The sequence below is a fragment of the Leucobacter tenebrionis genome (genome assembly GCF_019884725.1).
GTDB classification, from domain to species: Bacteria; Actinomycetota; Actinomycetes; order Actinomycetales; family Microbacteriaceae; genus Leucobacter; species Leucobacter tenebrionis.
Genome location: NZ_CP082322.1, coordinates 23,179 through 40,339, shown reverse-complemented (window position 1 = coordinate 40,339; position 17,161 = coordinate 23,179). Strand labels below are relative to the sequence as shown.

Genomic DNA, 17,161 nt, shown 5'->3' with positions numbered 1-17,161 from the left:
GGGCGAGCGGGTAGGGTGTGGACATGGCATCTCTCACTCAGCAGCTTGCAGACACGGTCACCCAGGTAGGCGTCAACGCGTCCTACGGCGAGCCCGTCGAGGTCGACGGCGCCACCATCATCCCCGTCGCGTGCACCTCGTACGGCTTCGGCGCCGGCGAGGGCGGCGGCGGTCTCGAGGACGCCCAGGGCGAAGGATCCGGCGGAGGCGGCGGGGGCATGTCGGTGCCGGTCGGCGCCTACGTGACCCGCGGCGGCGAGACCCGCTTCGAGCCGAACATCATCGCCCTGCTCGCGGTCGGCGTGCCCTTCGTGTGCGTCGCCGGGCGCGCGCTGGCGCGCATCATCAGGGCGCTCAAGAAGTAACGAGGCGACGGGGCGGTCACGCCGGCCTGCCCCACGTCCAAGGGGCGCGGGGCAGGGCGGCCGGGTCGAACCTGGCGAGGAGCCGATCGATGGCGACCCGCTCGCCCGGGGCCGCGAGATCGAGCGATACCGCGAGCGTGCTCAGCACGTCCGCGGCAGTGATCCCGCGCTCCCGCAACTGCGCGAGGGTGACCGCGCCGTCGCGCTTCGCGAGCCGCTTGCCGGTGGGGCCGAGCACGAGCGGCACGTGGGCGTACTCGACTGCCGGTGGCGAGGGCAGCTCGAGCAGGCGCTGCAGCAGGATCTGTCGTGGAGTCGACGGCGCCAGGTCGTCGCCCCGCACGATCTGGTCGACTCCCATTGCGGCGTCATCGACCACGACCGCCAGGTTGTACGCGACCGTGCCGTCGCCGCGTCGCAGCACGAAGTCGTCGATGTCGCCCCGGGTTCTGCCGAGCACGAGGTCGTCGAACTCGAGTTCGTGCACGTCGGCGGGTGCGCGGAGCCGCAGAGCGGGCTGCCGGGGCAGGATCGCGGCGCGCGCAGCGGCTCGCTCCGCGTCGGTGCGGTTGCGGCAGGTGCCGGGGTACGCGCCCGGCGGAGCGTGCGGGGCGCTCGGCGCAGCGAGGATGTCACGACGCGTGCAGGTGCACTCGTAGACGAGGCCGGCGAGGGAGAGACGGCGGATCGCCGCCGCGTGGTCGGAGGCGCGCTCCGTCTGCAGCACCGGTTCGCCGTCCCAGTCGATCCCGATGCTCGCGAGATCCTCGAGCTGCCGCTCCCCCGTCCCCGCGTCGCGCGCGCGATCCAGATCCTCGATGCGCATGAGGAACTCGCGCCCGCTCTTCCGCGCGAACAACCAGGCCAGCAGCGCTGTGCGCAGGTTGCCGAGGTGCAGGTCCCCCGACGGGCTCGGAGCGTATCGGCCCGCGCCGGGAGTCGCCGCCCCAGGAGTCGCCACCGCGCCGGGAATCGCCGGGCCGGGAGTCACCGCGCCGCGAGCCGCCGCCGCGCGGGCCGCCGCGCCGGGGGCCGCTGTCGCGCGGGCCGCCGCCCCGCCGGAACCCCGCGCCTCGCGTACCGCGCTCGCTCGATCCTCCATCCCCTCATCCTCCCACGCCCACCCACGGCCCACGGCCCCCGCGACCCTACCGCCCCATCGCCCCACGGCCCCACGGCCCCACGGCCCCGCCGCGAAACGCGGAGTCCCGAACTGCTGCTTCAGGATGCCGCGTACCAGCGATTCGGGACTCCGCGTTCGCCGCTCGGAGCGGGGCGGGCCTACGGGCACGCGACGGCAGCGAGGCGCGCGGGCAGCGCGCGGCGGGCACGCAGCAGGCGGGCGCTCAGCACGCCGGCGTGCGATAGCGTGGATCACGGCACGCCGTCATCGATCGAGGAGCCAGGGTGGAGACATCGCTTCAGCAGCTGCAGCACGCACTCGGTGATCGGCTGGTGACCGATCCCGAGCTCATCGCACCGTACGCCATCGACACGTCTCGGGCCGTGCCGGCGGGCACGCCGCTCGCCCTCGTGCTGGCGTCCTCGACCGACGACGTGTCGGCGGCCCTGGCGTGGGCGCACGAGCACGGCACCCCCGTGAGCGTGCGCGGCGCGGGCACCGGGCTCGCCGGAGGCGCCATGGCCTACGACGGCGGCATCATCGTCTCGCTGGAGCGGATGAACCGCATCGTGCGGATCGACGCTGCGAATCGCCTGGCCGTCGTGCAGCCGGGTGTGATCACGGCCAAGCTCGACGCCGCGTGCCGGGAGCAGGGCCTCTTCTTCCCGCCCGACCCGGCCAGCGCGCGCATCTGCACCGTCGGGGGCAACATCGCGACCAACGCGGGCGGCCTGCGCTGCGTCTCGCACGGCGTGACGACCGACTCGGTCGCGGCGCTCGAGGTAGTGCTCGCCGACGGGCGGGTGCTGCGGGCCGGCGCGCTCACCCGCAAGAACGTGGTCGGCTACGACCTGAAGAGCCTCTTCATCGGGTCGGAGGGCACGCTCGGGGTGATCACGGAGGCCACGGTACGACTGAAGGCGGTTCCGCCGGGCACGCCGCGCACCTTCCGCGCGAGCTTCGACACGCTCGAGGACGCGGGTCGCGCGGTGACCGCGATCGTGGGCGGCCCGGCTCAGCCCGAGGTGCTCGAGCTCATGGACGCGCTCAGCGTGGAGATCATCGAGTCGTTCCACCCCAGCGGCCTCACCGTGCCTCGAGGCGCGATGCTCGTCGGCCAGACCGTGGGGCTCGACGCCGAAGAGAAGGCGCGGGCCATCACGGCGACCTGCTCGGCGCACGGGGCGACCGACACCGGCATCTCGGACTCGGATGCCCTGCTCGAGGCGCGCCGCCTCTCGAACCCGGCGCTCAACGCGCGCGGCCTCAAGATCTCGTGCGACGTCGGGGTGCCGGTCGCCGCACTGGCGGAGGTGTTCCGCGGTATCGCCGAGATCTCGGAGCGGCACGGCCGTCGCGTCTCGACGGTCGCTCACGCGGGCGACGGCAATCTGCACAGCACCGTCGAGGCTCCCGACACGCCGGAGGGCATCGCCCTCGCCGACCTCGTCATCGACGACATCACGAAGCTCGCGATCTCCCTCGGCGGCACGATCTCGGGCGAGCACGGCATCGGTTCGCTCAAGCGCCACGAGTTGCCCTGGCAGCTCGACCCCGTCGCGCTCGATGTGCAGCTCGCGATCAAGGCCGCGCTCGACCCGCGCGGCATCCTCACGCCGGGGCGCGCGATCTGAGAGATTGGTCCATCTGTACCCGTCTCCATTGGTACACGAGATGGACCAATGCGAGGATCGAAGCATGCGCGTACTCTCGATCCAATCCTCGGTCTCCTACGGTCACGTCGGCAACTCGGCGGCGGTGTTCCCGCTGCAGCGCATCGGCGTCGAGGTGATGCCGGTCTCGACCGTCTGCTTCTCGAACCACACGGGCTACGGCTCGTGGCGCGGCCCGATGCTGAGCGGTGACGACGTGCGCGAGATCGTCACCGGCATCGAGGAGCGCGGCGGGCTCGAGAACGTCGACGCCGTGCTCTCGGGCTATCAGGGCGGCAGTAGCATCGGCGACGCGATCCTCGACGCCGTCGAGCGCGTGAAGCGCCACAGCCCGAACGCGATCTACGCCTGCGACCCGGTGCTCGGCAACGCGAAGTCGGGGTGCCACGTCGCCCCCGAGGTGCAGGATCTGATCCGCGACCGCGTCGTGCCGCGCGCCGACTTCATCACTCCGAACCAGTTCGAGCTCGGCTTCATCACCGGCACCTCCCCCGACACGCTCGAGTCGACGCTCGACGCCGTGGACCGGGCCAGGGAACTCGGCCCGAGCACCGTGCTCGTGACGAGCGTCGAACGCCCCGGCCGCCCCGTCGGCGCAGACGGCGAACCCGCCACGATCGAGATGCTCGCCGTCACGGATGACGGCGCCTGGCTGGTCGAGACGCCCCGCCTGCCGCTCAAGCGCAACGGCTCCGGCGACGTGACCGCCGCGCTCTTCACGGCGCACCTCCGCCGCGAAGGCGATGCGGCCGGGGCGCTCTCGCGCACCGCGGCGAGCGTCTTCGAACTGCTCGAGCGCACTCTCGCGGCGGGCACGCGCGAGCTGCAGCTCGTCGAGTCGCAGGAGGCCTACGCGAACCCGACGCACTCCTTCGAGGCACAGCGGGTCCGCTGAGCGGGGCGCTGCGGGGCACGCCGCGCAGGTGCGTGGCTCGCGCAGGTGCCTGGCTCGCGCAGGTGAGATCCCGCGACTCCTCCGTCGCACGGGAAGACGGAGTGATCGGTCGTCGCCCGGGGTGACGGGGCGGTCAGGATCGGCCGAACAGGATCCCGCACACCGCGATTCCGGTCGCGAGGATCAGCATGCCGGGTCCGTTCCACAGCGCCGCCCCGTAGCGCCGCGCCGCCAGCAGGCGCACGCTGTCGAGGCTCGCGGTGCTGAACGTCGTGTATCCGCCGAGAAACCCGGTCGAGAGCACGCTCGCGATCGGGTGGTCGAGCGCGAGGCCGACGAGCAGGCCGAGGGCGAAGGATCCCGTGAGGTTGATGAGCATGATGCCCCAGGGGAAACGGGCGCGAACGCGGTCGGGCAGGCTCGAGTCGACGAGGTGCCTGAGGGCGGCGCCGAGGCCTCCCGCGGCCGCGATCCCGAGCGCCAGCGCGAAGCCGCTCATCGCGGTACCTCCCCCGCCGCATCCCGAGGCCGGCGGACGAGCATCCGCCCCGCCAGTACACCGCACCAGCTCGCCGCACCGCCGAGCACGAGCGTGAGCACCGCATACAGCGCCGCCACGCCGAAGGCTCCGTCGAGCAGCAGGCCCGCCAGGTCGGCGGCCAGCAGGCTGTAGGTCGTGAAACCGCCCAGCGCGCCCGTGCCGAGCAGCAGGCGCGCCGTGCGCCAGCGTCCCCCGTCGCCGCCTGCCCGGGTGACGACTTCCACGAGCAACCCGAGCAGCAGCGCCCCGACGACGTTGACCACGAGCACGGCGAGCGGGAAGTCGCCCCGGGAACCGATCGCGAGCGATAGGAGGTACCGGGCGAGGGATCCGGCTGCGCCGCCCACCGCGACCACGGCGAGATCGGGCAGCAGGGATCGCGCCCTCGCTCCGCTCCGTCCCCTGCTCACCCGGGTACTCTACTCCGACGCGACGGCTCTCCGCTGCTCCGCGCTGCGCCCGGGGACCCGCTGTACGCCGGGGTCCGGGGCCCAGGCCACCGATCACACCCCGGGCGTCTCCACCGGCTCCCCCGGCCGCAGATCCAGGCGGCGCAGCAGCTGCGCGTTGAGCGCGACCACCACCGTCGAGAGCGACATGAGCACCGCCCCCACCGACATCGGCAGCACGAAGCCGATCGGCGCGAGCACCCCCGCCGCGAGCGGCACCGATACCAGGTTGTAGCCGGCCGCCCACCAGAGGTTCTGCCGCATCTTGCGGTAGCTCGCGGCGGACAGATCGATCACCGACACCACTCCGCGCGGGTCGTCGCTCGCGAGGATCACCCCGGCCGATGCGATCGCGACGTCCGTTCCCGCTCCGATCGCGAGGCCCACGTCGGCCTGCGCCAGCGCCGGCGCATCGTTCACGCCGTCGCCGACCATCGCGACGCGGCGCCCCTCGCGCTGCAGATCCTCGACGCGAGAGGCCTTGTCCTCGGGGCGCACGCCGGCGAAGAAGCGGTCGATGCCGAGCTCCCTCGCGACCGACGCGGCCACCGCCTCGGCATCGCCCGTGATCATCATCACCTGCACCCCGCGTCGGTGGAGCTCAGCGATCGCCGCACGGGATTCGGGACGCACCTCGTCGGCGAGCCGCAGCGCGCCGACCGTGCGCCCGTCCACGAGCACGTGCAGGATGATCGCGCCCTCCGCGCGCCACTCGTCGGCGACGGGCAGCTCGCGCGCCCCCTCCTGCTCGAGCAGGTACGGGCCCCCGACCTGCACCGAGCGGCCGTCGACCTCGGCTCGCACGCCGACCGCGGGAGAGGACGAGAACCCGCGGGAGTCGGGCACCGCGAGACCGCGCTCCTCCGCCGCCCGCACGATCGCCCGCGCGAGGGGATGCTCGGAATCGGACTCGGCCGCTGCCGCGAGCGCGAGCAGTTCGTCGGGATCGGCGGCGCCGGCCGGCTCCACGGCTGTCACCGCCGGGGTCCCCTTCGTCAGGGTGCCCGTCTTGTCGAAGAGCACCGCGTCGACGCCGCGCATGCTCTCGAGCGCCAGGCGATCCTTCACCAAGATGCCCGCGCGCGCCGCGCGCTCCGTCGCGATCGAGACGACGAGCGGGATCGCCAGCCCGAGCGCGTGCGGGCAGGCGATCACCAGCACGGTGACCGTTCGCACCACCCCCTCGTCGGGCAGGCCGACGAGGGCCCAGACGATCCCGGTGATCACCGCGGATCCGAGTGCGAACCAGAACAGCAGCGCGGCCGCGCGATCCGCGATCCTCTGCGCCCGCGAGGTGGAGTTCTGCGCCTGCTCGACCAGCCGCTGGATCCCCGCGAGAGCGGTGTCGCCGCCGATCGCGGTGACCTCGACGCGCACCCCGGAATCCGTGGCCACCGTGCCGGCCACGACCCGGTCGCCCTCGCCTCGCCGCACGGGGCGCGACTCCCCCGTGAGCATCGACTCGTCCATGCTCGCCGACCCCTGCACGATACGTCCGTCCGCAGGCACACGACCGCCCGGACGCACCACGACGAGGTCGTCGATCCGCAGCTCGGTCGGCGCCACGGTGACGACGTCGTCGCCCTCCAGCCGCTCGGCCTCGTCCGGCAGCAGCGCCGCCAGCGAGTCGAGCGCCGAGGTCGTCTGCGCGAGCGAGCGCATCTCGACCCAGTGCCCCAGCAGCATGATCACCACCAGCAGCGCCAGCTCCCACCAGAAGTCGAGCTGGTGGTCGAGCAGGCCCAGACTCGCACCCCACGAGGAGAAGAACGCGACGGTGATCGCGAGCCCGATGAGCAGCATCATGCCGGGTTTGCGATCCCGGATCTCGCTCACCGCACCGCTCAGGAACGGCGCCCCGCCCCAGGCGTACATGACCGTGCCGAGCGCCGGCGACACCCAGAGTGCCCACGCCGGCACCTCGTACCCGAGCAGCATGGCGAACATTGGCGAGCAGGCGACCACCGGCACCGCGAGCACGAGCATGATCCAGAACAGCCGCTGGAAGCGAGCGGCGTGGCCGACATGACCCGCATGACCCGAGTGACCGGAGTGCCCCGCATGACCCGAGTGCCCCGCGTGGCCCATGCGGGCCTCGTGATCTCCGTGCCCCATATGGGCTTCGTGACCGGCGTGATCCTCCCCGCCTCGGTGCCCCTCGCGGTCGGCCCGGTCTTCGCGCTCGGCCCGCTGGTCGTGGTCAGCCGCGTGATGATGGTGCTCGCTCATGCGCCCCTTCCCTCTCCTACCAGCCTGGGCGATGCCCTCCCCCTTCCGCAAGGGCCGCGGGGTCCCGATCCTCGTCCACCCAGGCGACGAGCCGGGCCGGTGCCCCGTCGGCTCCCGCGAGCGGCAGCGGGAAGATCCCGATCTCGGCCCGCTCCCCGAGCGCTTCGAGGCCGCGGGCGTTCTCGACGATGGCGCCGTCGCCCCCGAGCACCACGGCGTGCACCGGCAGCGCCTGCTCGGGATCGACGTCTCCCGGCAGGCTCCCGGAGGCGCCGGCCGGCACCGGCGCGGAGGGGTCGGTCTCGGAGGAAACGGGCGCAGAGGGATCCGGGCTGAGCGTGTCGACGATGAGCACGCGCATGCCGCGATCCCGCAGTTCCCGCGCGGCCTCCGGGCAGAGGAAGGGGTGGCGCAGCGCGCGCTCCTCGCCGAAGCGGCGATCCCAGCCCGTGCGGATCGCCACGAGCGGGGGCACCGATGCGAACCGCTCGAGCCCGAGCATCGCGGCGTCGATGCGCTGCGACTCCCCCGCCCGGTCGGCGACGTGCAGGACCAGCGCCTCTCCCGTCAGTGCGTCGAGCGGGATCCGGTCGATCGTGCGGCCACCCTCGACCGTGTGCGAGGGCGCGTCGATGTGGGTGCCGGTGTGCGAGCCGAGGGTGAGCTCCGTGACCGCGACGCCGTCCGAGCCGACGTGGAGGGCCTCGTGCGAACGCACCTCCGGGTCGCCCGGGTAGACCATCATGCCGGCCGTCACCGGGTGGCTGAGGTCGATCATGCGCATGGCGTCAGGCTCCGCTCACCGGCTCGTGCGGGTGTCCGCACCGGTCTGCGGATTCCGAGGGCGAGCCGTGAGAGGTCCTTGCGCACATGCTCACGAGCATAGTGTCGATGGTGAGACCCCGGCACCCCGTCAGGCATCCGGTATGCGAACGCGGCGTCGCGAGGCCGTCGGGTTCCTCGCGAGCCGAGCACTCGCAATAGTCTGAAGCGGGATCGATAGCGAAGGAGCGCACCATGCGGATCGATGTGAACAGCGACCTGGGCGAGCACTACGGCGCCTGGCGCATGGGAGACGACGAGGCGATGCTCGACGTGGTGACGAGCGCGAACGTCGCCTGCGGGTTCCACGCGGGAGACCCGCGCTCGGTACTCGAGACTCTGCGTGCCGCGACCGCGCACGGGGTCACGGTGGGGGCGCACGTCGCCTACCCCGACCTCGTCGGATTCGGGCGGCGCGAGATGAATCTGTCGGACGCCGAGCTCGAGGCCGACGTGATCTACCAGATCGGCGCGCTGCAGGCACTCGCGCGCGTCGCCGGAACCGAGGTGCGCTACGTGAAGCCGCACGGTGCGCTCTACAACACGATCGCGCGGGACGAGCGGCAGGCCGCGGCGGTGATCCGCGCGATACGCGCGGTCGATCCCGAACTGCCGCTCGTGTGCCTCGCTGCCTCGCAGCTGGTGGATCAGGCAGAGGCTGCGGGCATGCGCGCCGTGCCCGAGGCCTTCGCCGACCGCGCCTATGAGCCGAGCGGAGCGCTCGTATCGCGGCGCGACCCGGGAGCGGTGCTGCACGACCCGGTCGAGGTCGCCGATCGCATGGTGCGCCTCGTGCGGGAGGGCGTGGTCACCGCGCGCGACGGCAGCGAGGTGCGGCTTCGGGCCGAGTCCATCTGCGTGCACGGCGACAGCGACGGCGCGGTGCGGATGGCGGTGGCGGTGCGGGATCGGCTGATCGACGCAGGCGCGACGCTGGAGTCCTTCGCGGGGCGGCGATGAGCCCCGTGGAGCGGGTGCGCCTGCGCGCCGCGGGCAGCGACGCCGTGCTGCTCGACTGCGGCAGCCTCGAGGGCGCCCTCGAGGTGCTCGCCGCGCTGACCGCCGCCGGTGAGAGCGGTGAGCTGCGCTTCGACGAGTTGGTGCCGGCCGCCGAGACCGTGCTGGTGCGCGGCGGCGAGGCCCGCGACGCGCGCGCTTTCGAGACCCGCCTCGGAGCTCTGCTCGAGGGCGACCCGGCGGCGAGCGCACGCGCCGACGGCGGATCCGAGACGCTGATCCCGGTGAGCTACGACGGCGTCGACCTCGCCGAGGTGGCCGAGCTCACCGGCATGAGCGTCGATCAGGTCATCGCCCGGCACAGCGCCCCGCAGTACACGGTCGCCTTCACCGGATTCGCCCCGGGCTTCGCCTATCTCTCCGGCGGCGACCCCGCCCTCGACGTGCCGCGCCGTTCGAGCCCGAGACCGCGCGTCGACGCCGGTTCGGTGGGCCTCGCGGGCCCCTTCTCGGGGGTGTATCCCAGGCGGAGCCCCGGCGGGTGGCAGCTGATCGGGCGCACCGATGCCGTGATGTGGGATCTGGATCGCGAGCGGCCGGCGCTGCTGACTCCCGGCGACCGGGTGCGGTTCGCCCCCGTGCGAGCACCGCTGCGCGTCACCGCGGCCGCCGAGACCGCTGAGACCGCCGAGACCGCCGAAGCCGCCGGGGTAGCTGGGACCGCTGCCGGGATCGGCACCGAGCGCGCTGGTCAGCCCGGGAGGACGGGCGAAACGGGCGAGCCTCGTGAACCCGGCCCCTCCGCAGGGCCCTCCCTGACGGTCGTGAGCCCGGGCCTCAACACGACGATCCAGGATCGCGGTCGCGCCGGCCTCGCTGCAATGGGAGTGGGCGCTTCGGGAGCCGCGGATCGCGGCGCGCTCGACAGTGCCAACAGCCTGGTCGGTAACGACCCGAGCGCGGCGGTGCTCGAGCTCGGTCTCGGCGAGTTCGCGGTTCGGGCTCGTGCCGATACCGTGCTGGCGATGACCGGCGCTCCGCGGCCGGGGCGGATCGCCGGCGCGCTGGGCGAGCGGTCCGTGCCGCACGGGCAGGCATTCGAGCTATCGGCGGGCGAGACGCTCGCGCTCGCCGAGCCCGGCAGCGGCCTCCGCACCGTGCTGGCGCTCCGCGGCGGCGTCGACGCTCCGATCGTGCTCGGCAGCGCGGCGCGCGACACTCTCGCGGGGCTCGGACCCGCGCCGCTCGAGGCGGGCGCTACCGTGCATGCCGGGCGGCTGGCAGTGACCGATCCGGCCGATCCGGCCCCGACTCGCGGCAGGCTGCCGCGCGCCGATCGGGTCGCCGTGCTGCGCGTCGTGCCCGGCCCGCGCGACGACTGGTTCGCGCGCGAGGACCCGACGGGAGCCGCGCGGCTCTGGAACCAGGTCTGGAGCGTCACCCCGAGCAGCGACCGGGTGGGGGTGCGGTTGGCGGGCACGCCGCTGATCCGCTCAGACGATCGCATCGGGCTCGAACTCCCCAGCGAGGGGCTCGTCACCGGGGCCCTGCAGGTCCCGCCCGACGGGCAGCCCGTTCTGTTCCTCGCCGATCACCCCTTGACGGGGGGCTACCCCGTGATCGGCGTCGTGTGCGAGGAGGATCTCGATCTCGCCGCGCAGCTGCCCGCCGGCGCGAGAGTGCGCTTCGTCCCCCACGCTCCCCCGAACCGCTCCTCCCATGAGAGCGGGCGGGCGATGAGCTCGCCCTCGGACGCGCCCGCCCGCCCCGTCTCCACCGTGCTCGTCGCGAACCGAGGCGAGATCGCCGTGCGCGTGATCCGGGCCGCCCGAGAGGCCGGGCTGCGCTCGGTCGCGGTGTACGCCGATGGGGAGGCCGACGCGCTCCACGTGCGGGCGGCGGACGACGCCTACGCGCTCCACGGCGAGACGCCCGACGAGACGTACCTCGATACCGGGAAGCTGCTCGAGGCTGCCCGGCTCTCGGGCGCCGACGCGGTGCATCCCGGGTACGGCTTCCTTTCCGAGAGCGCGGCCTTCGCGCGCGCCGTGACCGAGGCGGGTCTCGTGTGGATCGGCCCGGATCCCGAGACCATCGAGCTGCTGGGAGATAAGGCGCGGGCCCGCACGCTGGCGGCGGAGGTCGGTGCGCCGCTCGTGCCGGGGACCAACGCTCCGGTGCGCACCGCAGCCGACGTCGAGGCGTTCGCCGACGCGCACGGTCTTCCCATCGCGATCAAGGCGGTGCACGGCGGCGGCGGTCGCGGCATGCGGGTGGTGCACGAGCGCGAGTCGATCGCCGAGGCGTACGAGTCGGCGGTGCGCGAGGCCGTGGGGGCCTTCGGGCAGGGCGAGTGCCTCGTCGAGCGCTTCCTCGAGCGTCCCCGCCACATCGAGGCCCAGGTGCTGGGTGATCGGACCGGCCGCATCGCGGTGCTCGGAACCCGCGACTGCTCGCTGCAGCGCCGCAACCAGAAACTGGTCGAGGAGGCGCCCGCACCGTTCCTGAGCGACGGGCTGCGGGAGAGGATCCACCGCGCCGCAGCCGACATCTGCGGTGCTGCGGGGTACGTGGGCGTCGGCACCGTCGAGTTCCTGCTCGGCTCAGACGGCACTCTCTCGTTTCTCGAGGTGAACACGCGCCTGCAGGTGGAGCATCCCGTCACGGAGCAGGTGACCGGGATCGACCTCGTGCAGGAGCAGTTCAGGATCGCAGCAGGCGACCCCATGCGGGTGCCCGATGAGATACCGGTCTTCGGCCACGCGATCGAGTTCCGCATCAACGCCGAGGATCCGGGACTCGACTACCTGCCGACGCCGGGCACGCTCACCCGCTTCGATCCGCCGGGCGGCCAGGGCGTGCGCCTCGACTCGGGGTTCGAGGCCGGGCAGGCGATCCCCGGTTCCTTCGATTCGCTCCTCGCCAAGCTGATCATCTGGGGGCGGGATCGCGAAGAGGCGCTGGCCCGCGCCCGACGTGCGCTCGCCGAGTTCGAGATCGAGGGTGTCGCCTCGGTGCTGCCCTTCGACCGGTTCGTGGTGGAGGATCCCGCGTTCACAGCGACCGGGGAGGCCGGCTTCGCCGTGCACACGCGCTGGATCGAGGAGGAGTGCAGCGCCGAGTTCTCGCCGGCGGCCGCAGCCACGGCTCCCGGGGAGGACCGCACTCCCGACCCCGGCGAGGTGCTGGCACCCTTCGCGGGCACGCTCAGCTCGTGGAGGGCCGCTGACGGCTCGACCGTCGCAGAGGGCGACACCGTGGCTATCGTCGAGGCCATGAAGATGGAAGTGCCGATCAAGGCGCCGCGCGCGGGACGCCTGCGGCACGGCCTCGAGGCCGGCTCCCCCACGACCGCGCGCCAGCCGCTCGGCACGGTGGAATGAATGCGGCTGCGCGGGCGGGGCTGCTTCGATCGGCGTTCGGTCTGATCCGCGATGCCCGGTTCTCCCGTCATCCTGCGCCCCGCGGCGCCAACCCGAGTTCGTACCCGAGGATCACCGCGTGAACCCGATCACGCAGCCTCAGTTTGGCGAAGATCGAGTTGACGTGGGATTTGATCGTCGACGGAGCGAGGAAGAGCTCCTCCCCGATCTCGGTGTTGCTCAGGCCCCGCACGATCGCGATGAAGATCTCCCGTTCTCTCGGGCTGAGCACCTCGAGGGTGCCGCTCTCATCGACGGGCTCGTCCGCGCGCATCGGGTCGGACCGCCCGAGATAGTGCTCGATGAGCTTCGCCGTCAATCGCGGAGCGGCGACGGCCGATCCTGATGCGACGGTCTTCACCGCGTCGATGAGCGCCGCGGGCTTCGTGCTCTTCAGGAGGAACGCGCTCGCCCCGGCCTTGAGGCTGCCGAAGGCGTACTCGTCCAGGTCGAACGTCGTGAGCACGATGACCCGCGTGCCCGGCTCGCGCTCGGAGATGATCCGGGTGGCTTCGATGCCGTTCATGAGCGGCATCCGCACGTCCATGAGCACGATGTCCGGTCGTGCCTCCGCGACCACCCCGAGGGCCTCGACGCCGTCGCCCGCCTCTGCGACGACCTCGATCTCGTCGTCCGAGTCGAGGATGAGGGCGTTCCCGGCGCGCTCGAGCGGCTGGTCGTCGACAACGACGACGCTGATCCTCGGCGGTGTCCGGTCCGTCATGCTGCTCCCTCCTCACGGGAGAGGGACACGGGTAGGGAGACGCGCGTACGCCATCCGCGGCCCGGAGCGTCGTCGCGACTCGGGATGGGCCCGGCCGAGAACTCGCCGCCGAACGCCGCCGCCCGCTCGCGCATCGCTCGCAGCCCGACCCCGGCGCCGACGCTCGACCCCGGTTTCGTCCCGGATCCGTTGTCCGTCACCGACACGATGATCCGCCCGTCGGCGTGCGCGACCTCGACGGCGACGAAGGTGGCGTCGCCGGCGTGGCGGAGCGCATTGGTGAGGGCCTCCTGAACGATCCGGTGCACCGTGGTCTGCAGCACCGGGTCGGCACTCGCGTCCGCGAGCTCCGCGCCCTCGGCGGTCAGGGTGACGGGAAGCCCCGCTGCTCTGAACACCTCGACGAGTTCTTCGATGGACGGAACGTTGTGGCCGGATGTCTCGAGGTTCCGGTCCAGCTCCGCGTCGTTCTCGCGGAGCACCCGGAGGATCCGCTGCATCTCTTCGAGGGTGCGCGCTCCGACGCTGCCGAGCTGGTCGAGGGCGGTGCGCGCCCGCTCGGGGTGCTTCTCCCAGCCCGCCGCGGCTCCCCCGGCGAGGGCGATCATGACGGTCACCGAGTGCGCGACCACATCGTGCATCTCGGCGGTGATGCGCGCCCGCTCGGCGGCCGCGGCGCGGTCCTCGCGGAGCGTCACGAGCTCCTCGATCGCCTCGCGGCGCGATCGGCTCGCCCGCACCGCGATGCCGAGGGCGAGCGCGACGAGGGAGCCCAGCTGGAGCCCCACGGCGGGCCAGCCGTCGCGGATCCCCAGCACGATCGCGAGCCCGGCCGTGGCGAGGATCACGCCTTCACTGAGCAGGTACCCGATGATCGCCGTCCGCAGCCGCGAGTAGCTCGCGAGCGCGTAGAGGGCGAAGGCACTCTCGAAGAACGCCGTCGTCACACCCCTTTCCGAGAGCGGGTTCAGCGTCGCGAGCGCGACGACGGCGAGCAGCACGATGAGGGGATGGCTGCGTCGCCACCAGAAGGCGACCGCGACCCCCGCGGCGCACAGGTAGCCGAGCCAGGCGTGCGGGGGCGGGACGAGGATCAGCGCCGCCAGGGTGGGGACGGTGCACGCGAGGATCACGAGCACGTCGGCGATTCGCGGGCGCGCCGCGAACCAGCGCACGACGCGGGGGCGCCGGAGCACCGGCTCGTCGAGCGCGACGGCATCGAGCGCACCGGGATCGAACAAAGTGGCGTCGCCTCTCATGGTCCCTCCTCGTGTCTCCGTCGTCCCGTAGGCCGCTCCTCGGTCGCCGAACGACTGCCAAGCCCGGCCGCCGCTGGATCCCGCGCCTTCACGGTATCGGGGCGAGGCCGAGGCGACCACCACCCGCGGGTGGAACTCCGTGCGCTGCGCCGCCTCCGACGTACCACCCGTGGGTGGTGTCGCCGGCGCGGCGCGGCTCCCTAGCGTGAACAGTACCGCTGAATCGCCCCGAACGTTGAGAGGCTCCGATGAACACCGGGACCGACCGCACCCCCGCCGCCGTGAAAACCGCCGCGAGGTGGCTGCTGCGTGCCACGGGCGCGAGCAAGTCCTTCGGGCAGACGCACGCGCTGAGGAACGCGGATGTCACGGTCGCGCCCGGCGAGTCGGTGGCGATCGTGGGGCCGAGCGGATCGGGAAAGTCCACGCTGCTGCACGTCCTCGCCGGGATCCTTCCCGCCGACAGCGGCACCGTGATCCTGAGCCGCCCCGACGGCAGCGGCTGCGACGACCTGGCCGCCCTCTCAGAGGACTCGCGGTCGTCGTTCCGGCTGCGGCGTTTCGGTTTCGTATTCCAGCAGGGGATGCTGCTGCCCGAGCTCACCGCGGCGGAGAACGTCATGCTGCCGCTGCTGCTCGCGGGAGCCTCCCGCGCCGCGGCAGGCGAACGCGCCGACGCCGAGCTCGGACGGCTGGGGCTCGCCGGTCTCGGCGGTCGTCGGATCGGGCAGCTCTCCGGCGGCCAGGCGCAGCGCGTCGCGATCGCCAGGGCCCTCGTCACCGCCCCGAGCCTGATCTTCGCCGACGAACCGACCGGCGCCCTCGACTCTCACACCGCCTCCGACGTGCTGGACGCGCTGCTCGAGGCGGGGCGCGGGGCCGAACGCGCACTGCTGATCGTGACGCACGACGCGCAGGTCGCGTCCCGGTGCGACCGGATCATCCGCCTGCGCGACGGCCGGATCGAGGCCGACGCATGAACCCGCACGCCGCACTCCTGCTGATCCGCCCGCATCGCGCCTCGGCGGCGATCACCGGGCTGCAGATCTTCGCGTCCGGCGTCACCGCCCTGCTCGCGTTCGCCGTCGCGATGCTCGCCTTCGCGTTCTGGAACGCCGCTACCGACGAGATCGGGTACCGGGTGCTCGCGTTCGGGCTCGTCGCGCTGCTCGTCGTGCCGCTGATCACGCTCGGCACCGGGACCGCCAGACTCGCCGCGCGCAGCCGCGACGACCGGCTCGCGACGCTGCGGCTGCTCGGGGTCGGTGCCGGGCGGGTGCGCCGTCTGGCCGTCGCCGAAGTCACGGTCATCGCCGGCCTCGGCGTCCTCATCGGCACAGCGCTCTCCGCGCTGCTGCCGTTCGCGCTCGCCCTGCTCCCCGTGCACGGCGAAAGCCTGCGTGCCTCGGAGCTGTGGCCGCCCTGGTGGCTGGCGGCCGCGATCCCTCCCGCGCTCGTGCTGATCGCGGCGCTGAGCGCGATGCTCGGGCTGCGCCGGGTCGTGCTCTCGCCGCTCGGGGTGCGCACGCGTCAGGACGCGCCGCGGATGAGCCGGTTCCGTGTCGTCATCGCGCTCGTGGTGCTCGGCGCCGCGGTGCTCGTCACGCAGCTGATGTCGCCGGGATGGGGCGTGATCGTGCTCCTCGGCGCACTGACCGCGGTCGTGCTGGCGGTGATGGCCGTGCTCGGCGTCGCCGGGCCGTTCGTTCTCGCATCCGTCTCCCGACGGATGGGCGCCCGGACCTCCGACCCGGCGAGACTCGTCGCCGTGCGCGGCATCCAAGACGACCCCCGGGCTGCATGGCGCAGCGTCTCAGCGCTGGCCCTGGCGACGTTCATCCTGATCCCGGCGGGTTCGCTGCTGGGGTGCCTCGACACGATCAGCCGCAGCGCCAGTCGGCAGGTGATGACTCGGGATCAGCTGCTGATGTTCGCCGACGCGCGCACGATGCTGCTCGCCCTCGTCGGAGTCTCATTTCTCGTGGTCGCGTGCCAGGTCGCGATCACGCAGACCGCCGCGATCCTGGAGAATCGCGAGCTCCACGTGGCGCTCGACCGGATCGGCATGCCCCGATCAGAGATCGATCGGATGCGCCGTCTACGGGTCATGACATGCGCGAACATCGCGGTGATCGGCTCGGCGGTCGCTGCTGTGGCCGTGACCTTCTTCATCGTGGCCGTCGCGGTGATCGTCGCACCGCTCTTCGGCCTCGCGATCCTCCTCGTGCTGCTGCTCGGCCTGCTGCTGATCCGCGCGGGCGTCTCCGTCACCCGGCCGGTGCTCGAGCGCGTGCTCGAAGCGCCGGAGAGAGGCGAGTGAGATGAGCCCGGCTTTCTAATGGGAACTGTTCTCGGGAAGCTGGACGAGGTTGGCGTCGATGCCCTCGAGGAACCGGGCGCCGAGATCTGACAGGGCGAGCTCTTTGCGCTTGGCCCCGGTGCGGGGTGCGGCCACATCGTCGCTGGTGAGGAAGCCGGAATCCTGGAGACGCTTCACGGTGCGATACAGGCCCCGTTCGGTGATCTGCCATCCGGTACGGGCAGTCAGATCGGCCAGGAGCGTGGCAATGGTGACGGGCTGATGAATCGCGACCAAGCGCAGAATGACCGGGGTGAGCATGGCCTTCTTGTAGGTCTCGACCCACGACTCGATCCGGCCGCTCATCCACTCTTCGTTCTCGCCCGGATGCGTCGGATTCATG

General features: G+C 72.5%; 15 protein-coding genes and 1 pseudogene. 8 read left to right on the top strand and 8 right to left on the bottom strand.

The genetic code is table 11. The features are described from left to right. The first annotated feature begins 23 nt into the window (after positions 1–23). Complete coding sequence (locus KVY00_RS00205; RefSeq protein ID WP_223043780.1) at positions 24–365, top strand: spore germination protein GerW family protein; 342 nt, start codon at positions 24–26, stop codon at positions 363–365. Positions 366–381: 16 nt separating this feature from the next. On the opposite strand, the gene gluQRS is transcribed toward KVY00_RS00205, so the two are convergent. After that, the gene (gluQRS, locus tag KVY00_RS00200) at positions 382–1,467 is read right to left on the bottom strand and encodes a tRNA glutamyl-Q(34) synthetase GluQRS (protein ID WP_223043779.1); all 1,086 of its coding nucleotides are present in this window, start codon (positions 1,465–1,467) and stop codon (positions 382–384) included. A 305-nt stretch (positions 1,468–1,772) separates the two neighbouring features. Here gluQRS and KVY00_RS00195 point away from each other — a divergent pair, with 305 nt between their 5' ends. Together KVY00_RS00195 and pdxY are read left to right on the top strand one after the other, a co-directional pair. Continuing rightward, the gene (locus tag KVY00_RS00195) at positions 1,773–3,122 is read left to right on the top strand and encodes an FAD-binding oxidoreductase (protein WP_255572688.1); all 1,350 of its coding nucleotides are present in this window, start codon (positions 1,773–1,775) and stop codon (positions 3,120–3,122) included. A gap of 64 nt (positions 3,123–3,186) precedes the next feature. After that, complete coding sequence (gene pdxY / locus KVY00_RS00190; protein WP_223043778.1) at positions 3,187–4,056, top strand: pyridoxal kinase PdxY; 870 nt, start codon at positions 3,187–3,189, stop codon at positions 4,054–4,056. 133 nt (positions 4,057–4,189) lie between these two features. Here the strand turns inward: pdxY and KVY00_RS00185 are convergent, their stop codons facing one another. The 4 genes from KVY00_RS00185 to KVY00_RS00170 form a co-directional block, all read right to left on the bottom strand. Then, entirely contained in the window at positions 4,190–4,555 is a 366-nt protein-coding gene (locus tag KVY00_RS00185) for a fluoride efflux transporter FluC (protein ID WP_223043777.1), read from the bottom strand. After that, positions 4,552–5,007, bottom strand: a complete 456-nt coding sequence (locus KVY00_RS00180) for a CrcB family protein (protein ID WP_255572687.1) — start codon at positions 5,005–5,007, stop codon at positions 4,552–4,554. The genes KVY00_RS00185 and KVY00_RS00180 overlap by 4 nt, the downstream gene beginning before the upstream one ends. A gap of 93 nt (positions 5,008–5,100) precedes the next feature. Continuing rightward, complete coding sequence (locus tag KVY00_RS00175) at positions 5,101–7,275, bottom strand: heavy metal translocating P-type ATPase (RefSeq protein ID WP_223043776.1); 2,175 nt, start codon at positions 7,273–7,275, stop codon at positions 5,101–5,103. 16 nt (positions 7,276–7,291) lie between these two features. Continuing rightward, the gene (locus tag KVY00_RS00170) at positions 7,292–8,059 is read right to left on the bottom strand and encodes a cyclase family protein (RefSeq protein ID WP_255572686.1); all 768 of its coding nucleotides are present in this window, start codon (positions 8,057–8,059) and stop codon (positions 7,292–7,294) included. Between the two features lie 233 nt (positions 8,060–8,292). Here KVY00_RS00170 and KVY00_RS00165 point away from each other — a divergent pair, with 233 nt between their 5' ends. From KVY00_RS00165 to KVY00_RS15490, 3 genes and pseudogenes are all read left to right on the top strand, one after another. Continuing rightward, entirely contained in the window at positions 8,293–9,057 is a 765-nt protein-coding gene (locus KVY00_RS00165) for a LamB/YcsF family protein (protein ID WP_223043775.1), read from the top strand. Then, positions 9,054–10,736: pseudogene (locus KVY00_RS15495) on the top strand (5-oxoprolinase subunit B/C family protein); the annotation flags it as partial. The gene KVY00_RS00165 and the pseudogene KVY00_RS15495, both read left to right, overlap by 4 nt. A gap of 54 nt (positions 10,737–10,790) precedes the next feature. Continuing rightward, on the top strand, positions 10,791–12,437 hold the full coding sequence (locus tag KVY00_RS15490; protein WP_255572877.1) for an acetyl/propionyl/methylcrotonyl-CoA carboxylase subunit alpha: 1,647 nt from the start codon (positions 10,791–10,793) through the stop codon (positions 12,435–12,437). Between the two features lie 67 nt (positions 12,438–12,504). Here KVY00_RS15490 and KVY00_RS00155 read toward each other — a convergent pair whose 3' ends face one another. Continuing rightward, a complete protein-coding gene (locus KVY00_RS00155; protein WP_223043773.1) occupies positions 12,505–13,200 on the bottom strand; it encodes a response regulator transcription factor in 696 nt (231 codons plus the stop codon). Beyond that, entirely contained in the window at positions 13,197–14,459 is a 1,263-nt protein-coding gene (locus KVY00_RS00150; protein WP_223043772.1) for a sensor histidine kinase, read from the bottom strand. Before KVY00_RS00150 ends, KVY00_RS00155 begins: the two co-directional genes overlap by 4 nt. Before the next feature lie 248 nt (positions 14,460–14,707). On the opposite strand from KVY00_RS00150, the gene KVY00_RS00145 reads away from it, so the two are divergent. Together KVY00_RS00145 and KVY00_RS00140 are read left to right on the top strand one after the other, a co-directional pair. Next, positions 14,708–15,439, top strand: a complete 732-nt coding sequence (locus tag KVY00_RS00145; protein ID WP_223043771.1) for an ABC transporter ATP-binding protein — start codon at positions 14,708–14,710, stop codon at positions 15,437–15,439. Continuing rightward, positions 15,436–16,779: an FtsX-like permease family protein gene (locus KVY00_RS00140; protein WP_223043770.1), complete on the top strand. Its 1,344-nt coding sequence runs from the start codon at positions 15,436–15,438 to the stop codon at positions 16,777–16,779. The genes KVY00_RS00145 and KVY00_RS00140 overlap by 4 nt, the downstream gene beginning before the upstream one ends. A 15-nt stretch (positions 16,780–16,794) precedes the next feature. On the opposite strand, the gene KVY00_RS00135 is transcribed toward KVY00_RS00140, so the two are convergent. Beyond that, on the bottom strand, positions 16,795–17,160 hold the full coding sequence (locus KVY00_RS00135) for a helix-turn-helix domain-containing protein (RefSeq protein WP_223043769.1): 366 nt from the start codon (positions 17,158–17,160) through the stop codon (positions 16,795–16,797). Position 17,161: the final 1 nt, after the last annotated feature.